Source organism: Hymenobacter lucidus, assembly GCF_020447265.1.
In the GTDB taxonomy this organism is placed as follows: domain Bacteria; phylum Bacteroidota; class Bacteroidia; order Cytophagales; family Hymenobacteraceae; genus Hymenobacter; species Hymenobacter lucidus.
On the sequence record NZ_JAJADR010000003.1, the window covers coordinates 105,831 to 130,801 of the forward strand.

21 protein-coding genes are annotated in these 24,971 nt (G+C 59.7%); 12 read left to right on the forward strand and 9 right to left on the reverse strand.

Annotated features, from left to right (window positions below; all coding sequences use genetic code 11):
* Nucleotides 1-22: 22 nt before the first annotated feature.
* From LGH74_RS11980 to LGH74_RS12000, 5 genes are all read left to right on the forward strand, one after another.
* On the forward strand, nt 23-1,063 hold the full coding sequence (locus LGH74_RS11980) for an LLM class flavin-dependent oxidoreductase (RefSeq protein ID WP_226175975.1): 1,041 nt from the start codon (nt 23-25) through the stop codon (nt 1,061-1,063).
* A 107-nt stretch (nt 1,064-1,170) separates the two neighbouring features.
* The gene (locus LGH74_RS11985) at nt 1,171-1,629 is read left to right on the forward strand and encodes an ankyrin repeat domain-containing protein (protein ID WP_226175976.1); all 459 of its coding nucleotides are present in this window, start codon (nt 1,171-1,173) and stop codon (nt 1,627-1,629) included.
* Between the two features lie 137 nt (nt 1,630-1,766).
* Nucleotides 1,767-2,822: a bile acid:sodium symporter family protein gene (locus LGH74_RS11990; RefSeq protein ID WP_226175978.1), complete on the forward strand. Its 1,056-nt coding sequence runs from the start codon at nt 1,767-1,769 to the stop codon at nt 2,820-2,822.
* Nucleotides 2,823-2,863: 41 nt separating this feature from the next.
* Nucleotides 2,864-3,475, forward strand: coding sequence for a hypothetical protein (locus LGH74_RS11995; protein ID WP_226175980.1), 612 nt, complete (start codon nt 2,864-2,866; stop codon nt 3,473-3,475).
* A 238-nt stretch (nt 3,476-3,713) separates the two neighbouring features.
* Nucleotides 3,714-3,950 carry a hypothetical protein gene (locus LGH74_RS12000; protein ID WP_226175982.1) on the forward strand — a complete coding sequence of 79 codons (237 nt, stop codon included), beginning with the start codon at nt 3,714-3,716 and terminating at the stop codon, nt 3,948-3,950.
* Between the two features lie 112 nt (nt 3,951-4,062).
* On the opposite strand, the gene LGH74_RS12005 is transcribed toward LGH74_RS12000, so the two are convergent.
* The gene (locus LGH74_RS12005) at nt 4,063-4,770 is read right to left on the reverse strand and encodes a dienelactone hydrolase family protein (RefSeq protein WP_226175984.1); all 708 of its coding nucleotides are present in this window, start codon (nt 4,768-4,770) and stop codon (nt 4,063-4,065) included.
* Nucleotides 4,771-4,911: 141 nt separating this feature from the next.
* Between LGH74_RS12005 and LGH74_RS12010 the strand changes: the two genes are divergently transcribed.
* Nucleotides 4,912-5,364 carry a hypothetical protein gene (locus LGH74_RS12010; protein WP_226175986.1) on the forward strand — a complete coding sequence of 151 codons (453 nt, stop codon included), beginning with the start codon at nt 4,912-4,914 and terminating at the stop codon, nt 5,362-5,364.
* A gap of 251 nt (nt 5,365-5,615) precedes the next feature.
* Here the strand turns inward: LGH74_RS12010 and LGH74_RS12015 are convergent, their stop codons facing one another.
* Both LGH74_RS12015 and LGH74_RS12020 read right to left on the reverse strand, forming a co-directional pair.
* Nucleotides 5,616-6,374, reverse strand: coding sequence for an SDR family oxidoreductase (locus LGH74_RS12015; protein WP_226175988.1), 759 nt, complete (start codon nt 6,372-6,374; stop codon nt 5,616-5,618).
* Nucleotides 6,375-6,449: 75 nt separating this feature from the next.
* Nucleotides 6,450-7,379: a GNAT family N-acetyltransferase gene (locus LGH74_RS12020; RefSeq protein WP_226175990.1), complete on the reverse strand. Its 930-nt coding sequence runs from the start codon at nt 7,377-7,379 to the stop codon at nt 6,450-6,452.
* 124 nt (nt 7,380-7,503) lie between these two features.
* Between LGH74_RS12020 and LGH74_RS12025 the strand changes: the two genes are divergently transcribed.
* Entirely contained in the window at nt 7,504-9,000 is a 1,497-nt protein-coding gene (locus LGH74_RS12025; protein WP_226175991.1) for an aminotransferase-like domain-containing protein, read from the forward strand.
* Between the two features lie 91 nt (nt 9,001-9,091).
* Here the strand turns inward: LGH74_RS12025 and LGH74_RS12030 are convergent, their stop codons facing one another.
* Nucleotides 9,092-11,716 carry an MGH1-like glycoside hydrolase domain-containing protein gene (locus LGH74_RS12030; RefSeq protein WP_226175992.1) on the reverse strand — a complete coding sequence of 875 codons (2,625 nt, stop codon included), beginning with the start codon at nt 11,714-11,716 and terminating at the stop codon, nt 9,092-9,094.
* A 272-nt stretch (nt 11,717-11,988) separates the two neighbouring features.
* On the opposite strand from LGH74_RS12030, the gene LGH74_RS12035 reads away from it, so the two are divergent.
* Nucleotides 11,989-13,125 carry a DUF3800 domain-containing protein gene (locus LGH74_RS12035; RefSeq protein ID WP_226175993.1) on the forward strand — a complete coding sequence of 379 codons (1,137 nt, stop codon included), beginning with the start codon at nt 11,989-11,991 and terminating at the stop codon, nt 13,123-13,125.
* Nucleotides 13,126-13,331: 206 nt separating this feature from the next.
* On the forward strand, nt 13,332-13,895 hold the full coding sequence (locus LGH74_RS12040) for a hypothetical protein (protein WP_226175994.1): 564 nt from the start codon (nt 13,332-13,334) through the stop codon (nt 13,893-13,895).
* Nucleotides 13,896-14,200: 305 nt separating this feature from the next.
* On the opposite strand, the gene LGH74_RS12045 is transcribed toward LGH74_RS12040, so the two are convergent.
* Nucleotides 14,201-15,751 (reverse strand): DUF4139 domain-containing protein, encoded by a 1,551-nt coding sequence (locus LGH74_RS12045; RefSeq protein ID WP_226176006.1) that lies wholly within the window; start codon nt 15,749-15,751, stop codon nt 14,201-14,203.
* Between the two features lie 242 nt (nt 15,752-15,993).
* Between LGH74_RS12045 and LGH74_RS12050 the strand changes: the two genes are divergently transcribed.
* Both LGH74_RS12050 and LGH74_RS12055 read left to right on the forward strand, forming a co-directional pair.
* Nucleotides 15,994-18,636, forward strand: a complete 2,643-nt coding sequence (locus LGH74_RS12050) for a PAS domain-containing protein (RefSeq protein WP_226176008.1) — start codon at nt 15,994-15,996, stop codon at nt 18,634-18,636.
* Nucleotides 18,637-18,669: 33 nt separating this feature from the next.
* A complete protein-coding gene (locus LGH74_RS12055; protein ID WP_226176010.1) occupies nt 18,670-19,086 on the forward strand; it encodes a response regulator in 417 nt (138 codons plus the stop codon).
* A gap of 108 nt (nt 19,087-19,194) precedes the next feature.
* On the opposite strand, the gene LGH74_RS12060 is transcribed toward LGH74_RS12055, so the two are convergent.
* From LGH74_RS12060 to LGH74_RS12070, 3 genes are all read right to left on the reverse strand, one after another.
* Nucleotides 19,195-19,938, reverse strand: a complete 744-nt coding sequence (locus LGH74_RS12060) for a S1/P1 nuclease (RefSeq protein ID WP_226176012.1) — start codon at nt 19,936-19,938, stop codon at nt 19,195-19,197.
* Between the two features lie 275 nt (nt 19,939-20,213).
* The gene (locus LGH74_RS12065; protein ID WP_226176014.1) at nt 20,214-22,841 is read right to left on the reverse strand and encodes a TonB-dependent receptor; all 2,628 of its coding nucleotides are present in this window, start codon (nt 22,839-22,841) and stop codon (nt 20,214-20,216) included.
* A 155-nt stretch (nt 22,842-22,996) separates the two neighbouring features.
* On the reverse strand, nt 22,997-23,356 hold the full coding sequence (locus LGH74_RS12070) for a winged helix-turn-helix domain-containing protein (RefSeq protein ID WP_226176016.1): 360 nt from the start codon (nt 23,354-23,356) through the stop codon (nt 22,997-22,999).
* A 114-nt stretch (nt 23,357-23,470) separates the two neighbouring features.
* Here LGH74_RS12070 and LGH74_RS12075 point away from each other — a divergent pair, with 114 nt between their 5' ends.
* Entirely contained in the window at nt 23,471-23,971 is a 501-nt protein-coding gene (locus LGH74_RS12075; RefSeq protein WP_226176018.1) for a hypothetical protein, read from the forward strand.
* A 125-nt stretch (nt 23,972-24,096) separates the two neighbouring features.
* Here the strand turns inward: LGH74_RS12075 and ygiD are convergent, their stop codons facing one another.
* Complete coding sequence (ygiD, locus tag LGH74_RS12080) at nt 24,097-24,930, reverse strand: 4,5-DOPA-extradiol-dioxygenase (RefSeq protein WP_226176020.1); 834 nt, start codon at nt 24,928-24,930, stop codon at nt 24,097-24,099.
* Between the last annotated feature and the right edge of the window lie 41 nt (nt 24,931-24,971).

The following is a 24,971-nucleotide window of genomic DNA, read 5'->3' on the forward strand; positions in this document are numbered from 1 at the left end:
CGCCGCTCCTTCTGCCTTCCCTATGACTAACAAACCACTTCGTCTCAGCATCCTCGACCAGTCGCCGGTGCGGCAGGGCGCCACGGCCCGGCAGGCTATTCTGGAAACCGTGGAGCTGGCCCAACTAGCTGACCGGCTGGGCTATACTCGCTACTGGGTTTCGGAACACCACAACACCGCCACGCTGGCCGGTTCGACGCCGGAAGTCCTTATTGCTCACCTAGCGGGCGTTACACAACGCATCCGGGTGGGCTCGGGCGGCGTGATGCTACCCCACTACAGCGCCCTGAAGGTGGCCGAAAATTTCCGGATGCTCGAAACCCTGTTTCCCGGCCGCATCGACTTGGGTGTGGGCCGCGCCCCCGGTTCCGACCGGCTCACGGCCTCGGTGCTGAACCCGTCGAACACCTTCACCGAGAATGATTTCATCGAGCAGCTTATGGACCTGAGCCGCTACCTGACCGACACCGTGGAGCCCGATTCCATCCAGGAAAAGGTGAAAGCCGCGCCCCACGCCGACACTGTGCCCGAGCCCTGGATTTTGAGCTCCAGCGGGCAGAGCGGGCTGTTTGCAGCCTACCTGGGCATGGCCTTTTCCTTCGCCCACTTTATCAACCCCGTGGGCGGCCCCCGCATGGTGCAGCTGTACAAAGACCGGTTTAAACCTTCGGTTCATTTGCAGGAGCCGCTGGCAAATGTGGCTATTTTTGTACTATGCGCTGAAACCGAGGAAAAAGCGTGCCAATTGCACGAGTCTCTGGCCCTGCAGATGCTGCGGCTGGAGCGTGGGGAGCGGGTACAAATGCCGCCTTACGAAGAAATTAAAGATTACCAATATTCACCGGCCGAGCAGGAGCGCCTGGCCTACAACTGGCAGCGCATCATCAGCGGCACGCCCCAGCAGCTCAAGCAGCAGCTAACCGACTTAGCTGAGCAATATGGGGTTGAAGAAGTGGTAGCCGTGACCATCACCCACGATTTTGCCGACCGGCGCCGCTCCTACGAGCTGCTGGCTGAGGCATTTGCACTTACCCCCGCCGCCGAGCCGGTAGCCACTCACTGAGCCGGTAGTCGGGCAGTGCGGTAAATTTATACGAAGCTTCGGATGGTTACATCCGGAGCTTTTTGTATTTTTGCCCTCTCTCCTGTATTCTGACTTGCCCTGACTCGATGAAAAAGAGTTTTTTCCTGCTGGCCTTCTTGGTTAGTATGGCTTCGGCCGCCCTGGCCCAAACGGCCAGCAAAGAGCTATATACCGCCGTTGTAAAAAACAAGCCCGCCGATGCGGAGGCTTTGCTCAAAGCCGGCGCTGACCCGAATGCCGCCATTGAGCTGGTCCCAGGCTTCCCCACCACCTTCCTGATTACGGCTGCCGGCAATGGTAATCTGGAGCTGGTGCAGGCGCTGGTAAAGTACAAGGCCCAGGTCAATAAGGCGGATGCTTTTAAGGGCACGGCCCTGATGGCGGCGGCGGCCAAGGGCAGCAAGCCGGTAGTGGAGCTGCTGCTGGCCAGCGGCGCCGATGCTAAGGCCAAGGACGACGACGGTAAAGATGCCCTGGCCCACGCCAAGGAAGGCGCCAACAAGGAAGTTATTGCCCTGATTGAGCAGAAGCTGAAAGCCATGTAACCCAACCGGCAACACTCTGTTGCTGACCCCATTTTGCCCCTGATCCGGGCCCCGCTAGTCGGGGCGGGTCAGGGGCAAAATCGTTTTCCGGGGCTTTTCGGCCCCCACCTTCCCCCCACGGCTTCGTACAAGCGCCTATGTCTCAGCTTCCCCCTGCTCCTGCGGCCGCTCCGGCCACCCCCAGCCTGCTCGCCCGCCTCGGTATCGACTGGTTTCTGGGCGCCTTGCTGCTGGCCGTGGGCCTGGCCTACCTCGCGCCCGGCATCGGCAGCAAGAGTAGCCACGTGCCGTGGTCGGCCCTCACGACGGGCGGCGTGGCGGTTATCTTCTTTTTCTACGGGCTGCGCTTGAGCACCGACAAGCTGCGGGCCGGCATGCGCAACTGGCGGCTGCACCTGGTTACGCAAAGTGCTACGTTTGTGCTGTTTCCGCTGCTGGCGCTGGGCGTGCGGCCCTTCTTCCACGGCCCCAAGGGCGAGGCGCTATGGGCCAGCCTCTTCTTCCTGACCGCGCTGCCCTCTACCGTTTCCACTTCGGTAGTCATGGTTTCCATTGCCCAGGGAAACCTGCCGGCCGCTATTTTCAACGCTAGTATTTCCAGCCTGCTGGGTATTCTCGTCACGCCCCTGTGGGTGAATATGGTGCTGCACACCGGTGCGGCGCAGGTGGGGCTGGGCGGCATGGCGGCCAGCCTGGGCGGGCAGGTAGTGCTGCCGGTGGCGCTGGGTATTCTACTCAACTCCCGCTTCGGAGCCTGGGCCGAGGCCCACCGTCAGCAGCTGCGCGTATTCGACCAACTAATCATCCTGGTGCTGGTGTACACGTCGTTCTGCGAGTCATTTGCCGAAAATATCTTCCGCGACTACCGCACCGCCGATATTCTGGGGCTGGCGGCCGGTATGGTGGCTTTGTTCCTGCTCATTTTCGGGCTCATCACCTTCGTTAGCCGCCTGCTGGGCTTCTCGGCCGAAGACCGGATTACGGCCGTGTTCTGCGGCTCCAAAAAGTCGCTGGTACACGGCACGGTGCTGGCCAAAGTACTTTTTGCCAATACTATAGCTCTGGGCACGCTGCTGCTGCCACTAATGCTCTACCACGCCCTGCAGATTATGATGGCCAGCGTCATTGCCCAGGCCGTGGGCCGCCGCATGCAGGCCCGGGCATTAGCGCCACCTATTTCCACGCCCGCTTAAGCCGGCCTGCTACCCCCATTTAGCAGTTACCTTGCCGGCCTATGAAGCCTTTTCTGTATGCCGCGGCATTGCTCTTAGTGCTGGCTGGTTGCCAGCACCGCCCTGATTCGGTGGCCGGTGCTGCAAAAGCAAAAGCGCCTGCCTGCCCGCCAACGAAGAACATGGGTGCCATCGACTACAAACCCGCCACCTACGGTTTGTACCTGGGCCAATGCCTGGATTCAGTACAGACCATCGTGCCGGTGCATTTCGACCATATGATTAACCGGGAAGATGTCGACCCGTCTTCCCCGACCGACACGGTGCTTTACATAACCATCGGGGAAGATTTGGTCAAGCGCCATGACGACTACGCCGTGGATGCTGATGGCGTGCTGCCCGTGCTGCGGTTTTGGGTGAATGGCGGGCGGGTGCAAGCCTTCGAGTGCAGCATTCGATACGGAGCCACCAGTGCCTCGGCCCCGGACCAGCTGCCTGATTTGCGGGCATTTACGGCGCTGTTTACCCAGCTGCAACCGGCCCAAAACCGCCTTCAACTCGCCCAAAAGCACTATCTGGCCACCACGCACGACACGTATCAGGAAACCTTTACGCTGGGAATTGACAGCATGGCGCAGGCAGATTTTCGCTACCGGGCCACGGCCACGCCCTAACCAGACCGGCCCGGCACGCGCCCGAAGCTGAGCCGGCGGCAGCTAGTGTCCAGCTTAGGCTGTGGGTGGGCATTACCAGTCAGTTTGCCAAGTAATTTCTTAATCCTCTTTTCTAGCCAAAAGCCCTTTTTCACCGTATAGAAGCCTATTCCATCCCCTAATCCGAATATTTCTCCGTTTGATATGAACTATCAAATGGAAAATATGATTGTGACCCTGAAAACATAAAATATTCCCTATGCTTACCGTGCAGTTGAAGGACGCTGGCTTCTACGAAATTTCCTGGCCCACCCAGATTGTGGAGGGTACCACTTTTATCCGGCCCGGTGCCCGCGAATCGGTGCGGGTGTTTGTGCCCCACCACTCGCCCGAAGTAGAGGTATATACCGGCGCCCTGAAGGAAGGCCGGCTCATCTACCAGGGTCCGGCCGATATGGCCGCCCAGCTCACGGTACTCACCAACCGCAACAACTAACGCCCGCTTCGGCGAGCTGCCCGCCACTGGTTCTGGCAACCTAATTTGACCTAAAAAAAGCGTCCGACACAGCCGTGTTGGACGCTTTTTTTGTTGTTGCGGCTCCCAGTATTTAGCGCATCTTTTCCTGGAAGAAAGCCAGCGTCAGGGCCCAGGCCTCGTGGGCGGCGGCTTCGTGGTAGCTGGCCCGCTCGTCGCAGTGGAAACCGTGGTCGGCGTAGGAAATGACGGTATTGATGTAGGGCTTGCCGGCCGCATCCAGGGCCGCCGTTACCGTGTCGACCTGCTCCCGGGGGATGTGCTTATCCTGCCCGCCCCAGAAAAACAGGTGGGGCGCGTGCAGCTCAGCGGCGCGGTCCGCCAGCAGGTGCGTGCCCCCGCCGTAGTACGACACGCCCGCCGTTAGCGGCAGCACCGCATTGGCCAGGAACGATACCCGGCCCCCGAGGCAGAACCCGATACTGCCGATTTTGTCCGTCACTTTGTCCTGCGCTTGCAGCCAGTCGTAAGCCGCCTGCACATCGGCCGCCAGGCCCGCGGGCGTAATGGCCTGAAAATGGGGCATGGCCACGCTGGCAAAATCAGAGTAGGCAATTTCCAGGCCGGGCGCGGCGGTGCGGTGAAACAGCTCGGGGGCAATAACGGCGTAGCCGGCCTGGGCCAGCCGGTCGGCCACGCTGCGGATGTGGCCGTTCACGCCGAAAGCCTCCTGGAGCAGAATGATGCCGGGGTGCGGGCCTTCCGTGGTGGGCCGGGCAGTATAGGCGTTCAGCTGGGTATTGTCGGGGGCGGTGAGGGTAACGGCGTTGGGGTAACTCATGGAATGGTGTGTGGTTGGTGAGTAGGTTGAGCCTGCTAAAGCGGCCAGCTAAGCAGTTTGTTTGTCGCGCTTCCCACACCAACCCACCTATTTTGCGCCAAACAAGCACTGACACTGCCACCCAGCCCCTATTTTAGGCCGATGAAAATACTACTGTGCGCGGCCTCTCTGCTAGCTGCCCTGGCTACCACGGGGTTTACGGATGTACCGACAACCCAGGTACCGGGCAACTCCATCACCCTGCTGGCCCTGAACCAGCCGCCCTGTGCCACCCTGTCCAAGGAATCGGTGGTGACGGCCAAGCTGGCCTACCAGCTGGCCGATACCGAACAGGCTGCCGAAGGATACGAGGTGAGTATCAAGTTTCAGAGCACCAACCCGAAGCTGACCTTTTCCAGCACCCAGCTGGGCCAGGCCCGGCTCACGGCGCGCCACGACACGCTCACTATTACCTACCCCGTGGCGGCCGTGTGGAACAACCCGAAGCTGCTGCGGCCCCTGACGTGCTACTTCTACCTGCACCGCAACCTGGGCAACGGGCGCAGTACCGTCATTGCCAAAACCCCGCCCGTGGTGTTCATCGAGTGCCAGTAAAAGTGTAGCGGCGGCCGGTAACGTCACCCTAGCCCTTGCCCAAATTTCAGAGCATTTCAGTTATAAGAACACTTCTTTTAGAGTTGCGAGCAGTCCCTCAAAAAACGAAAAGTATAGCACGTGGAGCAGCACACACCGCTCATTTTAATGTAAACACCGCTTAAACGAACTTGGGGTTAAGCACCTTCTGCTCCTTACATGGCGCTGAGTTTTGGAGCTTAATCCTAGCTTTCAAAGCCAACCGCTGCTTCTTAATCTACCGGCATCCCGGCAACATAGAGCACCTGCCCGGTGATGAAGCTGGCGGCCTCCGATGAGAAAAACGACACGGCGTGGGCTACGTCGGCCGGGGCGCCGGCCCGGTTCACGGGAATCTGTTGGACAGCCTGCTGCAGATGGGCTTCCAGAGTCATTCCTTTTCTGCGCGCAGTGGCTTCGGTCATGGCCGTGACCACCAAGCCAGGTGCTACCACGTTGGCCGTGATGCCGTAAGGGCCCAGTTCGACGGCCAGGGACTTGATAAAGCCGTGCATACCGGCCTTAGCCGCGCAGTAGTTGGCCCGGTCGCGGTGCCCTTGGGCTGAGATGCTGGAAATATTGACGATGCGGCCCCACCCCGCCGCTCTCATGCCCGGCAGGCACGCCTTGGTCAGCAGAAAGCTCCCCCGCAAATGCACGGCTACGACCTCATCCCAGTCCTGGACCGACATGTTCAACAGGGACCCGTCGCGGGCAAACCCGGCGTTATTGACCAGAATAGTGGGCGCTCCTACCTCGGCCGTAATGCGCTGCACGGCCTCAGCCACGGCCTGTTCACTGGCCACGTCGGCCCCAACTGCCAGGGCTTGCCCGCCGTCACCTACAATGGCCGCGACCGTGCGGCGACCGAGCTGCTCGGTCTGGTCCAGCACGACCACCAGGCAGCCATCGGCGGCGAGGCGTTGCGCAATTCCCGCCCCGATTCCTTGGGCGGCCCCGGTAACGAGGGCTATTTTAGGGATGGAATTCATACAGTTAACGGCTTTCCAGCAGTAAGGGAGTAAGGAGAAGTCTAACTAATGGGTGCGATGAGGAGACGCCCCTCTCTAATCCAGGGCCAGCATGATGGGCGCGAATATCTGTGCCCTGTTTCCCGGCAAAGCCTCGGCCCCCTGCAGCATGAGGGAAGTGGTAAATGTGGGCTGTAGCCCGTGCTGTACCGCCCAGGCTCCCAGAGCTGGATGGCGGGCATCTACCTCCAAGCGGAGCCACTCGCCTTCACCCAGGGTGCTTCCGGCGGCAGCTACCAGCTGTTGCGCGCCAGCCGCGTCGGGTGCCACCACTGGGCCAATTACCACTTGCTCCACGTTACGCCAGGCAGCCGCGTAGCCCCGGATAACCCGATTGTACTCGAGTACCCAGACATGTTCGGCAAATTGGAATAGGTGATGGAGAACGACTTGCCGGTTGGTACCAGTCACCTGCGCATCTAAGTGAAGAATGGCGGCGCTATCCGCCGGGGTTGCTGGCCGTACCAGGTTAGCTCGGGCCGCCACTAGTTGGGTTGAGCAGTGCCTTACGTGCGTGGTAGTCGTGCGCAGCGTTCGGAAACCGAGCTTCTCGTACAAGGGCCGGCCCGCTTCGGTGGCATACAGCGCCACGGGCACTCCGCCGGCCGCATCCAAAGCGTGTTGCATGAGCCGTCGGCCCAGCCCCTGCCGGTTGTAGCGCGCGGCAACCAGGACCATGCCGATAACCGCTAGCGCGGAGCCGTAGGAGGTTAATACGGTGGTAGCTGCCAACTCCCCCTCCAAATCATCCAGGCCGTACACTTGCCCAACCTGGAACAGGAAGCGCCACTTTTGCTCTTCGGCCAGCCACTGCCGGTTTTGCGCAAGTCGCAGGCAAGCCGGCAGGTCCTCCAGGATTAAGCGGCGGATAGGCGTTTCGTGCAGCAGCGCAAGACTACCGTCTGCTCTTGTAGCAGGGGTAGATACGGCACTGGGCACAGGTGAAGCAGCGTGGGGTAACATCATCGTGGTAACAACAGGTTATTTCCGCTGAGCAGCTCTCCCGTTGTTTGAAGCAAACAGCTAAAGAGGCGGTGCAGGAGTGCGACAAACTTGCTAGCTTGCCGGCCTACTTGTATAGTCCGGTTTTATGAAAGCGGCTAGTCCGGTTACCCTACCCTACGCCACTCTCATCCCCTTAGACCGCCAGGCTCCGAACGGCTTGAGTCAGCAGGTGACCACCGGGGTCATTCGCCTCATTCAGCAGGGGTTGCTGCCGGCGGATACCAAACTACCGGGTACCCGCACCCTGGCTGCCTTGCTGGGGCTGCACCGGCAAACGGTAGTTGTGGCCTTTGACGAGCTCGAAACCCAGGGCTGGATTCAGCAGGTGGCCTCCAAAGGCGCCCGGATAAGTAGTCGGCTCCCCGTCATTGAGCCACGCCCGCTACCGGCCGGAGCGGTGCGCCAGTTGGCGGCGCGGGCTGGCTTTGCCTACGAAGCCGTTCCCACCTATCCCACCACGGTCCGTGCCCCCCGTCTGCCACTCGTGCTGGATGCTGGCTCACCGGATAGTCGCCTCGCCCCGTTAGCGGCCTTGGCGCGCAAGTACCGCACCGTGTGTTTGCGCGCGAGCCAGCGCCAGCGTCTTCTGGGCTATGCTGACCCCAACGCCAGTCTGGCCCTGCGGCGGCAGCTGGCGCACTACCTGCACCAGACGCGGGGCCTGCCGGCGCAGGTGGAAAACATTCTGGTGACGCGCGGCAGCAGCATGTCCCTGTATCTACTGCTGCGGCTGTTGCTGCGAGCCGGGGACACGGTGGTGGTGGGGGAGCGTAGCTACCACGGGGCCGACTATGCCTGCCGCCAGCAGGGTGCCCACCTCGAACGGGTGCGCGTCGATGGGCAGGGCTTATGCGTGGAGGAAGTAGAAGCCTTATGCCGGCGGCAAGCGGTGCGGCTGCTGTACGTGACGCCCCACCACCATTATCCGACCACCGTCATGCTCGCCGCCGACCGCCGGATTAAACTCCTGCAACTGGCCGAGCAGTATGATTTTATCATTCTGGAGGACGATTACGACTACGATTTTCACTACGATGGCGCCCCCATCTTACCGCTGGCCAGCGCTGACCGTACCGGACGAGTACTGTACTTGGGGTCCCTCAGTAAGGTACTGGCGCCGGCCTTTCGGGTGGGCTACGTCGTGGCCCCACCCGATATCATCGACGCCCTGGGGCAGTTGCGGCGGCACATCGACCACCAGGGCGACGCGGTGCTGGAGCAAAGTATTGCCGAGCTTTTTGCCGAGGGCGAGTTGGGTTCTCACGTAAAACGCGCCCGTAACCACTACCAGCAGCGTCGGGACGTGTTTTGTACGCACCTGCGGGAAATGGCAAGTCCGTGGCTAAGCTTCGAGGTGCCAGCGGGCGGCTTGGCCGTCTGGGTCCGCTTTGCCGAGAAAGTCAACTTAGGTGAGGTGGCGGCACACTGCCGGTTGCTGGGCCTGGGGATTGGGGATGGCCAGCTTTTTCAAACGCCAACTGAACGCCGCGCTCATCACCTGCGGCTGGGCTTTGCCGCATTAACCCCCGACGAACTAACCCGAAGTGTAGAGATGCTACACGAAGCATTAATTCAGCAATAGCTACCCTTGCAAAAGACAGTACGGTGGTGGCGGCACTACTCCGCGAGCAGGCATGAAAAAGCGCAACCTGAAAAGGCCACGCTTTTCTACCTTACCCCCGCATCTGCAACAATCTTACAATCAAGCCCGTCCAGCCGGTTTGGTGGCTGGCGCCCAGGCCGTGGCCGTCGTCGCCGTGGAAGAACTCGTGGAAGAGCAGGTTGTCTTTGAAGTGGGGGTCAGTTTGCAGCTTTTCGTTGTTGCCGAAGGCCGGGCGGCGGCCGGCGGAGTCGCGCAGCAGCAGCTTGGTGAGGCGGCCGGCCAAGGCGGCGGCTACCTGCTGCAAATCGAGGTAGGTACCCGAGCCGGTGGGGTATTCCACCTTGAACTTAGAGTCGTAGTAGAAGTGAAACCGCTGCAACGACTCGATAATCAGGTAGTTGATGGGGTACCAGATAGGACCGCGCCAGTTGGAGTTGCCCCCGAACATGCCCGACTCGGCCTCGCCCGGCACGTACTCCACCGTGAAGTCGGCCTCCTCGGTACTGAACACGTAGGGGTGCTCCAAATGGTAGCGCGACATGGCCCGGATTCCGAATTCCGACAGAAACTCGGTTTCGTCGAGCATGCGGGCCAGCAGCTTTTTCAGGCGGGGGCGGCGCAGAAGGCCCAATAGGTGACGGGCCCCTTTGCCGGGCTCTTCCCAGCGGCTCACCAACTGGGCCAGGTGGGGGCGGTTTTCGAGCAGCCAGGTGGCCCGGGCCGTAAATTCAGGCATTTTGTTCAGCAAATCCTCCTCAATAACCTCCACCGCAAACAGCGGAATTAACCCCACAATGGAGCGCACCTTGAGCTTGGTCCGCTCCTCGTCGGGGGTGTGCAGCACGTCGTAGTAAAAGCCGTCTTCCTCGTCCCAGAGGTTGAAAAGCCCGTCGCCGCCCCGGGTCATGGCGTCGGCGATGTAGAGGAAATGCTCGAAGAACTTGCCAGCCATTTCCTGATACACGGGGTTGGTTTCGGCCAGCTCCAGGGCAATGCGCATCATGTTCAGGGCAAACATGGCCATCCAGCTCGTGCCGTCGCTCTGCTCAATGAAGCCACCGGTGGGCAGCGGGGCGCTGCGGTCAAACACGCCGATGTTGTCGAGGCCCAGGAAGCCGCCCTCGAAGATGTTCCGCTCACTTTTGTCCTTGCGGTTTACCCACCAAGTGAAGTTTAACGTCAGCTTATGGAACACGGCTTCCAGAAAAGCCCGGTCGCCACGGCCCTCGTTGAGCTTCTTGTCCATCTTATACACCCGCCAGGTAGCCCAGGCGTGCACCGGCGGGTTCACGTCGCTCAGGTTCCACTCGTAGGCTGGCAGCTGCCCATTGGGGTGCATATACCAGTCGCGGGTGAGCAGGCGCAGCTGGTCTTTGGCAAACCCGGCATCCACCATAGCCAGCGGAATGCAGTGAAAAGCCAAATCCCAGGCCGCGTACCACGGGTATTCCCACTTGTCGGGCATCGAGATGATGTCGGCGTTGTGCAGGTGGGGCCAGTGGCGGTTGCGGCCCTTGGTGCGCTCGGGGGGCGGCGTGAGCACCGCCGGGTCGCCCTGCAGCCACTCGCTCACGTCGTAGTAGTAGTACTGCTTGCTCCAAAGCATGCCGGCAAAAGCCTGGCGCTGCACGTTGCGCGCGTCGGGGTCGGGCAGGTTCTCCTGAATACAGTCGTAGAACTCGTCCGAGTCGCGCCGGCGGGCCGCGAAGATGTGCTCAAAGTCTAGGAACGGCGACTCGTGGGCCGGCTGGCTCAGGCGCAGCCGCACCGTTTCCGACTGCCCCGGCTGGAGCACAAACGCGTACTGCGCCCCTACTTTGGTGCCCTGCTGCTCCTCATTAATGGCCGCCGCGTCGCCATCCACCACGTAGTCGTTGATGCCGTCCTTGAAGTGGCGGCCCTCGGCGGGCAAATCGTAGAGGCGAGCCCCGTTGGTTTCGTTTTCGCAGAACAGCAGCGCGGGCTCCTGGTCGCAGTAGAGGTGGTAGTGGCCCAGCGTGGCGTGCTCGGCCAGCACGGTGCCGGGCGCGGTTTCGCGCAGCACGGGGCGGGTATCGTCGTAACCCCAGCTCCAGGTGTTCCGAAACCAAAGCTGGGGCAGCACCGTCACCGGAGCCTTTTTGGGGCCGCGGTTGTGCACCGTTATCTGTATCAGAATATCGTCGGGCCCGGCCTTGGCGTATTCGATGAACACGTCGAAGTAGCGGTTCTTGTTGAAAATGCCGGTATCGAGCAGCTCGTACTCAGGCTGTAGCCGGGTGCGGCGGCCGTTTTCCTTCACCAGCTTACGGTACGGAAACTCCTGCTGCGGATACTTATACAGCATCCGCATGTAAGAGTGCGTGGGCGTGCTGTCGAGGTAATAGTAGAGCTCCTTCACGTCCTCGCCGTGGTTGCCCTGCCCGTTGGTGAGGCCAAAGAGGCGCTCCTTGAGAATCCCGTCTTGCCCGTTCCAGAGGCCCACGGCAAAGCACAGCAGCTGCTGGTCGTCGGAAATGCCGCCGATGCCTTCCTCGCCCCAGCGGTAGGCCTTGCTGCGGGCCATATCGTGGGTGATATAGTCCCAGGCGTTGCCGTCGGCACTGTAGTCTTCGCGCACCGTGCCCCACTGCCGCTCCGTGAGGTAGGGTCCGAACTTCTTCCAGGAAGCAGTTTGCGCGTTATTTTCGGTTAAGCGTAGTTGTTCCTGCGTCATACTCAATCGTGTGGCCCCTGTAATATACACACGCCCGCCACACTGGTGGCCGGTGCTGGGCCGTCCCCGTTTCCGGCCCCCGGCCAAGCCGGCCGAATGAAGTTCTGCCCTACTCCTTTTTCAGCCCCAGGGTTACTACGGCAGCGGTTGTTGCAACGATGACATAATTCATATATCTACTATATATTTTTCATTTACAAGCATTTGAAATGAGAATACCATATCATTGTATCAACGCATCATCACGCGCAAAATTTAAATTTCAAGTCAATATGAAGTCTTTAACAGCGTATATTGACGAGTCCGGCAGCCATGGGTTTGATTTTAGCAAAAGTGGCAACTCTACTTACTTTATCATTGCTGCTATACTTGTTGAAGATTCAGCAGTTGACAACTTACAAAACGAATTTGAAAATATAAAGCTCAGTTTAAACCAAAGAGGTGAGCTAAAATCATCTAACCTTGGCAAAAGACAAGAAGGCTTAAGAGTGAAACTCCTAACAGCTCTTAACAACTTAGATTTTAAATATTATTGCGTTATTGTCAACAAAGAATCCATTCACAGAAATACTGGACTTCAATACAAAGAATCATTTTACAAATTCCTATACGGAATATTATACAACAATCTATACAGAACGTTTACAGATTTATCAATAATTGCTGATGAACTCATATCACCTGAATTTGTAAGCGGATTTAAAAAATACATAAACACAAGGCATCAACACGACTTGTTTACTCAAAAAGAAATCCTGTTTGAGAAGAGCGACAAAACAAGTTTACTACAGCTTGCAGATATAATAGGGGGATCTTTAAATAGATATTACGCTAAAAAATCATCTACAAACCCTGAGGATATACTAGCGAATAAGTGCCTTAGTAAAACACTATGGCCAAACCAACATGGCACGTATACTGTCGAGGGTGAAGGTGGCCCTGATAAATTCCAGGAAGTTATATCTAAACTGGCATTACTACGAATTAACGATTACATCAACAATAACATTGATACAAACGAACATATAGTAAAAGCGAGAGTCATGTTTTTAAATTATCTTATGAACGTCTTTCAATTTGAATCTAAATCAAGATTTGTTTACACGAGTGAGATCCTAGACCATCTTAACAAGAACTTAGCAACAGACATTAAAGAACAGTTTATAAGACAACAAATTGTAGGACCGCTCCGATCTGAAGGCATATTACTTGTTAGCAATACCAATGGATACAAGGTACCCTCATCTAAGAATGACATCTTAGCCTTCTTCAACCTTTTCAGTAAAATTATCAACCCAATGGTTAACAGGCTAAGAAAATCACACGAAGCTATATATCAAGCAACAAATGGTGAGCTCAACATATTAGAGTACCCCGAATTTGAATATCTAAAGAAGCTTATTGATTAAGTTTTGTAGTTACCCTGCAAAACTCCTCCCTAACAACCTAAAATTTCCTGCCGCCCCCTTGCCCACCTCACCCTTTTCCCTACCTTACTCACTCTATCTATCCCGCTTACTACCAACGCCTTCCTATTGCTATAGCCCCCGGTCTTTTGCCGTCAGAAGCACCGGTTTCTTCCCTCCATTTTTACCCTTTTATCCCTCCCCTTATCATGGCAAAAGCCACCAATGCCCTCACTCAGGGCCTGTCCGGTAAAGTATTGGGCCTCGTATTCCGCCGCCACGCCAATGGCTCCGTCAGCGTCGGCGACGCTCCCCGCCCCTCCTCCAAACCTCCGACCGAAGGAGCTCTGGCCCAGCGCCAGCGCTTCCAGCAGGCCGCCTTCTACGGCCGGGCCGTGCAGCAGGACCCCGCCCTGAAAGCCGCCTACGAAACCGGTGTCGACGTGAACACCAACAGCAGCTATGTAGTAGCCGTGGCCGACTACCTCGCCGCCCCCAGCATCCGCCACGTCGATTTCAACGCCTACAACGGCAAGCCCGGCGACGTCATTACCGTCCAGGCCACCGACAATTTTGCCGTCGCCGAGGTGCGCGTCCGCATCCAGAACCCCGATGGTACCCTGGTCGAAGAAGGTCCCGCCCTGCCCGACCCCGATGGCTTCACCTTCCGCTTCACGGCTTCAGTCAGCAACTCCTCCCTCGACGGCGACAAAATCACGGTCATTGCCGCCGACCGGCCCGGCAACCAAACCATGCAGGAAGACAAGCTCTAGGGCCGCGTTTCCCGGTAAGGTCCTATTCTACTTTCGCCGACTTGGCGCCCTACCTTAGACCTTCCCGCCATCTACCCGCCACCTTGCCGGCTGGGCACCCCGTCAAAATACAATATCTTACACTGCTACAAGGCCGCCAAACAGCTCCGCGTCGTGCGCCATTACCAGCGTATCCTCTTTCCGGCCAGCCCCAACCACAAAGGCTGAGCCACCGCGCCGGTGCACCTGCAACAACAAAGGCCCACTACCGTCCGGCAGTGGGCCTTTGTTGTTGCAGGCGAGGCCAGTGAGCAGCCCAACCCGCGCTACCGGAACTTCGGCGACATCACCCGGCGGCGGCGGCGCAGGTTAGGCCGCTTGCTTTTGGGATACTCGACCGAAAAGCTAAACGGCAGTTTCTGGCTGCCGCCGGGAGCCAGGTTGATCATCCAAGTTAGCTTGCCGGAAGGCCCATCCAGCTCGGCGTTGCTGATGTCGATGGGCTTTATCGCCACCTCAGCATCGGCCGAAAGGGGCAACTGGTCGAGCACCCGCACCCGAATCGGGGTGCGGTGCAGGTTCTTGACGTTGATTTCGTAGCCCAGCCGCGTTTTTTCGCCGCCCAGTAAGCCCTGGCTGGTCACGTCTTCGCGCTTGGCGCGCGAGAGCAGCACCTGCTTGTCGCGCCCCAGAGATATTTCCAGTGTGTCGTTGTAGGCGCGGGTAGCCAGCTCGGTTTTGCCCACGTAGGCACCACCCAGGTACACCGAGGCACTGTCGCCGACCAGGTTCAGCTGTTCCCAGTTCACTACTTTGCCCACCAGATAGGCATCGGGCGAGAGTTTGGGCACGGCCATATACTCCAGGCGTAGCGGCAGCTTTTGCTCGTTGAGTCGTACTTCCTGCGCCGAGCGCGCCGCCAGACTCACGGTAGCCGCCAGATTGTACTGAGTGCTCAGCTCGTTGATATCGGCGGCCCCAGCGGCGGTGCTGGTACCCCGGCTGCTGCCTTTCACGGCGTAGGTATCGAGGCGGCCCTCGTTGAGGTCTTCCTCGCCGCCGCGTTGCAGCATCCAGGGCTGCATGTTGGGGCGGGCCACGCTGCGCTGCGGATCAGCGGTTTGCAACGTCAGGCGGGCATTGCGCCAGTCCAGCTCGGAGTTGTTGTGAATATCGGCCTTGCTGACCACGCGCAACTCGCGGCTGCCTTCGCTCACGCGCAGGTCGTGCATGGGCTGCCAGTACGATTCGTCGGTGAGGTAGGTAGCGGCCAGCCGCACGGTAGCGGCCCGGGCCAGCTGCAGCCGCACCGTTACGCCACCCGCGGCCGCCACCGGGGCCACTGCGCCCGGCTTACCACTGGCCCGCTGCGCCGCCAGGCGCGTAATCAGGGTTTGCTGACTGGCCTGGAGCTCATCGACGCGCAGCTGAATTTCAACCAGCCGCTGGCGGAAGAAGTCGGCAGTGCGCTGCAGCTCCGAGGTCCACGACGATACTTCGGGCACCTGCTTATTGGCTAGCACCATGGCGCGTTCCTCCGTCAGGGCCATAAGCGTGGCCCGCACGCGGCGCAGCTCCTTTTCCAGCTCGGCTACTACGTCGCTCGACTGTTCGCCGGGCGGCGTGGCGTCGACCGACAGAATCTCGGCGTTTTCCGAAACCTCTATCTGCAGGCTGCGGGGCTGCAGCTGGTTTGATAGGCCGGTAAGAACGACCACGCTGGTGCCGGCTGGCAGCGCAAGGTTGCTCTGGTGGTGTAGCTCAGCGCTGTTGAAAAAGACCGTCACGGCATCGAGCGGCAGCGGTGCTACCATGGACTGCTGGGCCTGCGCCGCCCAAGGCAGCGCCAGCAACAGCGAAGTGTAAAACAGCTTCATAGATTAGGAAAGTAGTGGCGCCGGCTTGCTGGGGGCCGGGTTAAAAGTAGCGGTTTAGCACAGCAATAAAAGCAGCCCGCTCCCCCGGCGGGAGCCGCGTGGCTGAATGGGCGCCGGGGCCTATCTTGCGCAGGGCGTCACCGCCGGTCGAAATCTGCGTAAGTGTAGAATTCGTTCCTAGCCTGGCTGCCAGTTGCCGCCCATCCGCCCGGGTTATTGTTTGTAGCTTCTATCCGCCTGAAATGTCCATTTCCCCTGCCAGCCCGCCCCAGCTTCCCGATTGGCTGCCGCCCGCTGAGCTGCTGCACACTGTTTTCGACATATCGCTCACCGGGCTGATTTTCTACCTGCCCGTCTTCGACCCCGCCGATGGCACCACTATCGTCGACTTCACCTTCGTGCTGCTCAACCCCGCCGCCCAGCGTATGATGAGCATGCCCGAACGGCCCACCCTCACCCACAACGAGCAGTGGCCCCACAGCAAAGCCCACGGCACCTTCGACTTCCACGTTGATGCCTTCGTAACCGGTGAGCCCCGCTCCTACGATATCAACTACCAAGCCGACGGCTACGACAACTACTACCGCCTCGTGGCTCGCCGCACCGGCCCGGGCCTGCTCGTCAGCTTCACCGATACCTCCGACCAGCCCCGCACAGCCGTGGAGCTAGCTCTGCGCGAAAGCCAGACCCGCGAAAAGGTCGCCCGCGCCGAAGCCGAGGCCCAGCGCCAGCAGTTGCAGCACCTAATTATGCAGGCCCCTGCCTGCATTGCCAGCCTTCAGGGCCCCGAGCTTACCTTTACCCTAGTCAACCCGCTCTACCAGCAGCTGGTGGGCGAGCGGCAGCTCACGGGCAAGCCCCTGCGCGAAGCCTGGCCTGAGCTGGCGGGCCAGGGCTTTTTCGAGCTGCTCGAAGGCGTATACCGCACGGGCGAAACCTACTACGGCAACGAGCAGGTAGCCTACCTCGACCAAACCAACTCGGGCCGCCTCGAGCCCGTGTACTTCAATTTCATCTACCAGGCCACCCGCGACGCGGCAAACCAGGTGACGGGCGTGCTCATCTTTGCCTACGACGTAAGTGAGCAGGTAAAGGCCCGTCAACTGATTGAGCAACAGGAGCAAAAAGCCAACAACCTGAACGAAGAGCTGGCCGCCACCAATGAGGAACTGGCCGCTACCAACGAAGAGCTGCACGCCTCCAACGAGGAAATGCTGGCCAGCAACACCCAGCTAACCCGGGTACAACTTTCTCTCAACCAGCTTAATCAGCAGCTGGAAGCCCGCGTGACGGAGCGCACCCAGGCCCTACAGCTGGCCCAGCGGGAGACCGAGCGGCAGAAGCAGCATCTGGAGCGCCTGTTCATGCAGGCCCCGGCCGCCATCTGCATCCTCAATGGCCCCGAACTGGTGTTTGAGCTGGTAAACCCCGCCTACCAGCAGCTGTTTCCCGGCCGCAGCCTTCTGGGCAAGCCCATCCTGGAAGCCCTGCCCGAAATAACCGGCCACACGGTACATCAGACCTTCGTTCGGGTGTACGAAACTGGGGTTACCCACGAAGAGCAGGCCCTGTTGATTCCCCTAACCCGCCCCGGAGATGGGATGCTGGAAAACCGCTACTTCAACTACATTCAGCAGGCCCGCTATAATGAGCACGGGCACATCGACGGTGTACTCGTCTTCGCCTTCGAAGTAACCGAGCAGGTGCGGGCCCGCCAGGCCAGTGAGGCCACCGCCCACCAGCTGCAGGTGCTCACCAATGCGCTGCCGGTGCTCATTGCCTACGTCGACCAGCAGCAGAAATACCAGTTTGCCAACCAGGCCTACCAAACCTGGTTTGACCAGAACCCCGCCGACCTGCTGGATCAGCCGGTGCGGGAAATACTCGGGGACACGGCTTATGGCGAAGTGCAGGGCTACATCGAGCGGGGCCTAGCCGGCGAGCTGGTCGACTTTGAGGCCCGCATGCCCTACCGGCAGGATTTCGTGCGGCACATTCGCACCAGCTACGTACCCGACGTGCACGATGGGCAGGTGGCGGGCTTTTTCAGCCTCGTAACCGACATTACCGAGCAGGTGGTGGCCCGTCAGCAGGTGCAGCACCTCAACGAGGAACTGGCCGCCATCAACGAGGAGCTGCAGGTATCCAACGAAGACCTTCGGGATACCAACGAGCAGCTCACGCGCACCAACGTGGACCTGGACAACTTCATCTACACCGCCAGCCACGACTTGAAAGCGCCCATCAGCAACATCGAGGGCCTGCTCTACGCCCTGCGCGAGGAGCTGCCGGCCGACGTGAATACGGCGGGCCAGATAGGCCCCATCCTCACCCGCATGCTCGATTCGGTGGACCGCTTCAAGCGCACCATCGGTCACCTGACGGAGGTTTCCAAGCTTCAGAAAGAGCACACGCCCACCAGCGCCGCCGTGGATCTGGCCGCCATCATCAGCGATGTGCGCCTCGACCTGGCCCCGCTGCTGCAGGAAAGCGGAGCCGAGCTGCTGGTAGAAGTAGCCCACTGCCCTTCCATTCTGTTTCCGGAGAAGAACCTGCGCAGCATCGTGTACAACCTGCTTAGCAATGCTCTTAAGTACCGCGCCCCCGACCGGCCGCTCCGCATCGGGCTGCGCTGCCACACCACTGCCCAGCAGATAGTACTGGAAGTGCGCGACAATGGCCTGGGCATCGACGAAACCCAGCAGGCGCGGCTTTTCACGATGTTCCAGCGCTTTCACGCCCACGTCGAAGGCTCCGGCATCGGGCTCTACATGGTCAAGAAGATGGTGGAAAACGCCGGGGGCCGCATCGAAGTCAGCAGCCAGCCCGGCGTGGGCACCACCTTCTCCGTCTATTTCAAGCTCAATTCCTCCCCTATTGCCTAGCCCGCTCCCGGCGGCTCCCTATCATCCGATTCAATGCGTAAACTACCCGCCATCCTGCTGGTCGACGACGACGACACGACTAACTACCTCAACCAGCTACTATTTCACCGCCTTGAGGTGACGGAGCAGCTGCTCGTGGCCCTGAACGGGCAGCAGGCCCTGGCGGTGCTGCAGAGTTGTCAGCCCACCGGCCCCGTGCCCTTTCCCAGCCTTATTCTGCTGGACATGAAGATGCCGGTAATGGACGGCTTCGACTTTCTGGAAGCCTACACCCTGCTGCCCGACGAGCAGCAAAACGCCGTCATCATTATGCTCACCACCTCGCTCAATCTGCTGGACGTGGAGCGGGTACAGGATTTGCCCATTGCCGGCTTCCTCACCAAGCCGCTTACCAAAGAGAAAATATACGACGTACTCCACACGCATTTTGGCCACCCACTGCCCAACTAGCCAGGGAAAGCCCCACATAAAACAGCCCCGCCCCTACCGGATTCCGGCAACGGCGGGGCTGTTTTATGTGGGGCAGTGCAACAGTATTACTGCCGCCGGACGGGCTTGTTAGATAAACACGCCGTTCAGAATGCCGGCCAGCCGGATACCGGCCTGCAGCAGCCGGTCTTCCACGGTGGGCAGGTGGGCCGGCACGTATTTATAGTCGAAAGTGGCGCTCTTCTCGGTTTCGGCATAGAGCTGCTGGCTGATGGTGTAGGACTCCCAGAGCCACTTGGTTATGTCGTCTTTCTGCCACTGCTGCACCTGCATGGGCGTGGGCTTGTCGAGCAGCACGGCCAGCTCGGAGTAGGTCATGCCCTCGTAGTCGAGCAGGCCACTGTCCCAGAGGCTGTGCAGGTTGGTGTCTTTGCCCTGGTACTTCACCGTAATGGCATTGCCGCCCTTGTCTTCGGCCCGGCTTACGTGCATGGGCTGGTGCACGTCGCCCACGATGTGCACTACAAACTTAAGGGCTACCAGCTTCTGTTCCTTGGTCTTAGAAGGGTCTTTCAAATCCTTCAGGTTCTGGTTCAGCGCCACGTAGGCGTTGGGGTCCTTCAAGTCCTTTACGAAAGCCGTATACTGGTCCATGGGCAAGCCCAGGGGCGTATTGATGAAGTGCCAGGGCCCGGTGCCTTCGTACTCAGGGGCATTGCGCACTTCATCAGCCCAGCTGGCCGTCAGCGGAAACCGCTCGGGGCCCAGCAGCAGGGCAATCTGGTCTTTGGCCTTTTTGGTGAGGTGGTTTTCGGCAATCTTGGCTACTACCCGGTGGCCCTGCACACCCCAGGCCATGAGGCTAAAGGGCAAAACGCTCAGGCAAAACAGGGCAACACACTTTTTCAGCATAATCAAGGGAAAAGGGAAAGACGACTAGGTCGCCAGGAAAAGAATCAACAGCAAGTTGGGGAAACCACAAAAGTAGCACGAAAGCCAGAAATCCGCCCCTTGTGCAGGTTGCTCATTTTGGCTCCACCCCGAAAAGCCGGTTGGCAGCCAATAACCCGGAAAGCCCGCCCCGGTTGCACCGAAGCCGGCGCCAGGGCCGAAAAATCGGGTGAGTCCGCGGAAAGCCGCCGGGCAGGCTATTTCACCGAGTAGCTCACCGACAGATAGTACAACCCACCAATGCTCGGACCGCCCAGGAATGAGGCATAGTAGGTATTCAGCACATTGGTAGCGCCCAGCTTGAAGCGCAGCTCGGGCTGGGCCACGGTGCAGGTAATCTGGGCGTCGAGGCTGCCGTAAGCGGGTACTTCGCCGCTCACCAGAAACGTCTGGGAGTAGTAGTGCTGCTGCCAGTGGTAGCTCACCCCGAAGCCCAGGCTGCGGTACACTTTCTCGTGGCCCAGGCTCAGGTTCAGCATCCAGCGCGGGGTGTTGAAGCCGTCCTCCAGCCCGTCGCCCGACTCGGTGCGGGCCAGGCGGGCGTAGGTAGTATTGGCCCCGGCCAGCAGGCCACCCGGCAGCTCGTAGCGCAGCCCCAACGAGCCACCGTAGTTGTACACCCGGCTCCGGGCGTTGGTCCAGAGGCGGTAGCGGTGCTGCGTGTCCTTGTTGTTGAGGTAAATGGCGGCCGAGTCGGGGTTCAGCGTTTTGGGCATGTAGGCTTCCACCTGGGCAATAAAGTCGCGGTAGGCATTGTAGTAAAAATCTACGTCGAGCAGCAGTTGGCCGCCGGGCAGCAGCGCCGCCTTGTAGCCCATTTCCAAGGACCTGATTCGCTCGGGCCGCAAATACGTGTAGGGGTTGCGCTGTAACAAGCGCTGGTTCTGCGCAATGGCCTGGCTCTGCTTCTGGGCCGGCGTGAGCGTGGTGGAGGTATTGGCATTTACACTGGCCGTTACGGCGGCGTTAAACGCGTCGATGCTGCTGCGCAGGTAGCTGTTCTCAAACACGCCGTCCGACATTACCATTAGCCCACCGATGCGCTTTACCTGTCCGCTGTTCACGTTGGAAAACCCCTCGAACAAGCTCGGGAAACGGTAGCCGCGCTGGTAGCTCACCCGAAAGTTGTGCCGCGCCGTGGGCGAGTACACCGCCGTAAAGCGCGGGTTGAAGCGCAGATCGAAGTAGTCGTTCTTATCGGCCCGCAGCGTGGCCGTGAGGCGCACTTGCTGCTCGAACAGCCGTGCTCCGGCCTGCACGAAGCCGCCGGTTTTGGAGTAGAGCAGGTTGCTGTAGGGGTCTTTATTTCGCGCCGGGTTGATGAAGTAATTTCCATCGGGCACGATGATATAAGTACGGTGGTCGGCCCCGGCCAGCAGGTCTACCGTAGCCGGAAACGCGCTGCCCCCCCGCCGCAGGGCTTCGGCCACGTTCACCTGGGCCTCGGCGTGCGCCAGGTTGGCCTGCACGCGTAGGGCCGCGCCCTGGTCCCAGTTGTTGATGTTCTGCAGCTCGCTCAGCTTCTGCCTGAACTGCGCCGTGCCGGGCTGGTAGCGGCCCGCGTCGGCCAGCCCCCGACCCGCCGCGTGGGCCTGGGCCACGGCTTGGCCGGCTCCGATGGCCTGGTCGTAGCCTCGGCCGTAATCGGTAATCCAGGTGGCGTCGGGCTTGTAGGTGCGGTCCAGGTTTTCGGCCATGGAGCGCAGGTTGTAGCTTTTGCCGGTGTTTTCGCGGGTGAGGTAGGCGCGGGCCTGCACCACGGGGCTCAGCAGCTGCAGGGCGTGCTGCTGCAGGCGGTAATCCTGGAGCTGAAACCGGTTGGAGCGCTGATACACGTTGTCGAGCACGGCCAGACGGTAGGTGTAGGCCAGCTCGGCCCGGCCCAGTTTGTAGTGCAGCGCGGCATCGGCCTTGATGGTTTGCAGGCGGTAGTTTACCACGTCCTTTTCGTTGTAGCCGGTGCGGGCCACCGAGTAGGTTTTGCCGCCGCGCCGGAACATAATCTGGTCCGACGACTCGTTGCCGTAGCTGTTCACCGGGTCACGGGCCGGGTTTTCGGCGCCCAGCAGGCCCGTGGTAGCGTTGCCGTTGGGGTTCAGCTCGGTCTGGTCGTTGGCCAGCCAGTCGTAGCCCCGGCTGTAGGTGCCGTTTACCTTCACCGCCAGCCTCGGAGTCAGTGCTTTGGCATAGCGCATACTGGTTTCGGAATACGCCTTTGCACCCACGCTCGGGTCGTTCAGGTGGTTCAGGCCTGTCTTCTGCTGCACGCTCATTCCCTCCGACATAAACGGGTTGTGGGTGCTGAAATTGGCCAGGCCGTTAATGGCATTGAGCCCGTACAGCGCGGCGGCTGTGCCGGGCACTATTTCCACGCTGGCAATGTCCAAATCACTTGGCCCCAGCCCGTTGCCAATAGGCCCGCCGATGTGGGGCGCCTGCTGGTCGATGCCGTCCACGAGCTGCACGAAACGCACGTTGGTAGTGTTGGCAAAGCCCCGCGCGTTCAGCACTTTAAAGCCCAGACTGGGCGTAATTACCTGTACGCCCTTCACGCTTTCCAGCGCCTCGAAAAACGACGGCGCGGGCGTGAGCCGCAGGGCCCGCGCGTTCAGCTTTTCCACCGTCACCGGCGACTGTAATATGCTTTCCTCCACCCGCGAGGCGGCTACCACTACTTCGCTTAGCTCAATGGCCTGCTCCTGCGTGGTATCGGAAGCGGCGGCCGGAGCTTGCGCCCAGGCTTCGGGGCCGGCGCCGACCAGCCCCAGCAGCAAGCCCGCTAGTACGTTATACTTTTTACTTACCCGCAGTGTACAATTCGGCATACGCACCCAAATAGAAGTCGAAATCAGTCGTTATATTTCTTCAAACATAACGCTTATCTATCCGAATGGTTTTGGTGCAGCCGGAGGTTGCTGTGGTGCATTACCCGGCCCCATTCCAGTCGCAGCGGTACTTGCTGGGCTGGTTCAGTGCGTCCTTATTCCAGCAGCCGGGCGGTTTCGGCGGCCAGGAAGGTTTGGAACCGCGCCTGCAGTTCCTCAAACTCGTGCAGCAGTTGCTGGCCTTCGGGGGTAACCAGGGCCCCACCGCCCCGCTTGCCGCCGGTTTGGGTACTTACCAGCGGCTGCCGCGCCTGCTGGTTCATGGAACTCACCAGCTCCCAGGCCCGCTTGTACGACATCTGCATTTCCTGCGCGGCCCGGGAAATAGAGCCCAGCCGGTGAATCTTTTCCAGCAATTCCAGCCGCCCAATGCCCATAAATCGGTCGGTGGGTCCTTCAATCCACAGGCGGCCGTTCAGGCGAAAAGTCAGGTCGGGGTGCAGCAAATCTTTCATAGCTGCAATCTTAGGCAAAAGCCGTCGGCTTTGGCGGCGCCGGCTGTGTTACATGCCAATTCCGGCCAGCAGCCTATATTCAGCCTCTATTTCAGTCGTTCTCCTCCCTTTTTCATGAACTATCAACACTTCCTCGGCGGCCTGCTGGCCGGCGCGGCCCTGCTTGCAGCCTGTAGCCACGATCAGCCGCAGCAGCAACACACTGCTCCCACCACCAGCACTATTACCAGCCCGGCCGATTCGGCCACAGCAGTTACTGCTGCTACGCCGGCAACTGTTTCCACACCACCAGTTGCTACCACGACTGGTACCCGCACAGTATACCAGTTGCTGCAGGGCAAATGGCAAAGCACGGCGGACGAGAAGGCCGTTGTTGAGTTCCAAGGCCACCAGTACATCGACTACTATGACAATGAGCGGCTGACCAGCAACCCGTTCGTACTCGACAAAGCCTGCGCCGGTGAAAACGGCGCTGGCAGCCCGGGAGACAATGAGCGGTACTTGGTGGTGGCCGCCGACGATATGTGCTGGCACATTGCCGTGGTCGACGACAGCAGCCTGGAGCTGGAATACATTGCCGGTGGCAAAGTACTGACGTACCAAAAAATCCAATAGGGGACGACTCCTTAAATCAGCCCATTGCCAGCCATTTCACAGCATCTCCCCGCCGCAAAAAGCCCCGTACTACAGTGTGTAGTACGGGGCTTTTTGCGGCGGGCACATTGAAAGCAGCGGACTAATTAGCCAGCCATAAACGTGCGCATGCTCAGGCCGCCGTAGCTTACTTCCTCAAAGGTGTGCACAATGTTTTCGTCCTTATCAGCGAGGCCCAGGCTGTAGAGCACCGGCAGATAATGGTCGGTGGTGGGCACCGAAAGCTGGGCACTGCTGCCGCCGGCCTGCTGGTAATTGACGAGGCTGGCAAAGTCGCGCTGGTCGATTTTGACCTTCACCCACTCGTCGAACTCGGTGGCCCAGTCGTAGGGCGTCGCGTCGCCCTGCATCAGCTTGGGCATACTCTGGCGCAGGTTGTGCACGATGTTGCCGCTACCGATAATGAGCACGCCCCGCTCACGCAGAAACTGCAGCTGCCGGGCCAGATCGAAGTGCTGCTGCATGGATTTAGTCACGTCCAGGCTCAGCTGAAATACCGGAATAGTAGCCTCGGGAAACAGATGGTGCAGTACCGTCCAGGTGCCGTGGTCGAGGCCCCACTCGTCGGAGCCGTGCACGTCGGCTACGTGCTCGATGATGGAGCGGGCAAAGTCGGGCGCGCCAGGCGCCGGGTACTGCATGGCAAACAGCTCCTGCGGGAAGCCGCCGAAATCGTGAATGGTTTCGGGCTTCTCATTGATGCCGGCCAGCGTGCCGCGGGTGAGCCAGTGGGCCGATACCACCAGAATGGCGTTGGGCGTCTGGCGCTGCCGGATTTCGCGACCCAGCTGCTTCATGCGGCGGGTAAAGGCATTGTCTTCCAGCGCGTTCATCGGGGAGCCGTGGCCCACGAAGAGCACCGGCATCCGCTCGGTTTTGGAGAAGGAAGTGGCGGTTTTATGAATGTCGTGCAGGTTCATGGCAGAAGCAAAAGGAAGGATGGCCAGCCTTTTCAAAAAAG

Bases quoted from the DNA above. Each gene is read 5' to 3' on its own strand.
- LGH74_RS11980 (WP_226175975.1), top strand. From the start codon at position 23: ATGACTAACAAACCACTTCGTCTCAGCATCCTCGACCAGTCGCCGGTG.
- LGH74_RS11985 (WP_226175976.1), top strand. From the start codon at position 1,171: ATGAAAAAGAGTTTTTTCCTGCTGGCCTTCTTGGTTAGTATGGCTTCG.
- LGH74_RS11990 (WP_226175978.1), top strand. From the start codon at position 1,767: ATGTCTCAGCTTCCCCCTGCTCCTGCGGCCGCTCCGGCCACCCCCAGC.
- LGH74_RS11995 (WP_226175980.1), top strand. From the start codon at position 2,864: ATGAAGCCTTTTCTGTATGCCGCGGCATTGCTCTTAGTGCTGGCTGGT.
- LGH74_RS12000 (WP_226175982.1), top strand. From the start codon at position 3,714: ATGCTTACCGTGCAGTTGAAGGACGCTGGCTTCTACGAAATTTCCTGG.
- LGH74_RS12005 (WP_226175984.1), bottom strand. From the start codon at position 4,770: ATGAGTTACCCCAACGCCGTTACCCTCACCGCCCCCGACAATACCCAG.
- LGH74_RS12010 (WP_226175986.1), top strand. From the start codon at position 4,912: ATGAAAATACTACTGTGCGCGGCCTCTCTGCTAGCTGCCCTGGCTACC.
- LGH74_RS12015 (WP_226175988.1), bottom strand. From the start codon at position 6,374: ATGAATTCCATCCCTAAAATAGCCCTCGTTACCGGGGCCGCCCAAGGA.
- LGH74_RS12020 (WP_226175990.1), bottom strand. From the start codon at position 7,379: ATGATGTTACCCCACGCTGCTTCACCTGTGCCCAGTGCCGTATCTACC.
- LGH74_RS12025 (WP_226175991.1), top strand. From the start codon at position 7,504: ATGAAAGCGGCTAGTCCGGTTACCCTACCCTACGCCACTCTCATCCCC.
- LGH74_RS12030 (WP_226175992.1), bottom strand. From the start codon at position 11,716: ATGACGCAGGAACAACTACGCTTAACCGAAAATAACGCGCAAACTGCT.
- LGH74_RS12035 (WP_226175993.1), top strand. From the start codon at position 11,989: ATGAAGTCTTTAACAGCGTATATTGACGAGTCCGGCAGCCATGGGTTT.
- LGH74_RS12040 (WP_226175994.1), top strand. From the start codon at position 13,332: ATGGCAAAAGCCACCAATGCCCTCACTCAGGGCCTGTCCGGTAAAGTA.
- LGH74_RS12045 (WP_226176006.1), bottom strand. From the start codon at position 15,751: ATGAAGCTGTTTTACACTTCGCTGTTGCTGGCGCTGCCTTGGGCGGCG.
- LGH74_RS12050 (WP_226176008.1), top strand. From the start codon at position 15,994: ATGTCCATTTCCCCTGCCAGCCCGCCCCAGCTTCCCGATTGGCTGCCG.
- LGH74_RS12055 (WP_226176010.1), top strand. From the start codon at position 18,670: ATGCGTAAACTACCCGCCATCCTGCTGGTCGACGACGACGACACGACT.
- LGH74_RS12065 (WP_226176014.1), bottom strand. From the start codon at position 22,841: ATGCCGAATTGTACACTGCGGGTAAGTAAAAAGTATAACGTACTAGCG.
- LGH74_RS12070 (WP_226176016.1), bottom strand. From the start codon at position 23,356: ATGAAAGATTTGCTGCACCCCGACCTGACTTTTCGCCTGAACGGCCGC.
- LGH74_RS12075 (WP_226176018.1), top strand. From the start codon at position 23,471: ATGAACTATCAACACTTCCTCGGCGGCCTGCTGGCCGGCGCGGCCCTG.
- ygiD (WP_226176020.1), bottom strand. From the start codon at position 24,930: ATGAACCTGCACGACATTCATAAAACCGCCACTTCCTTCTCCAAAACC.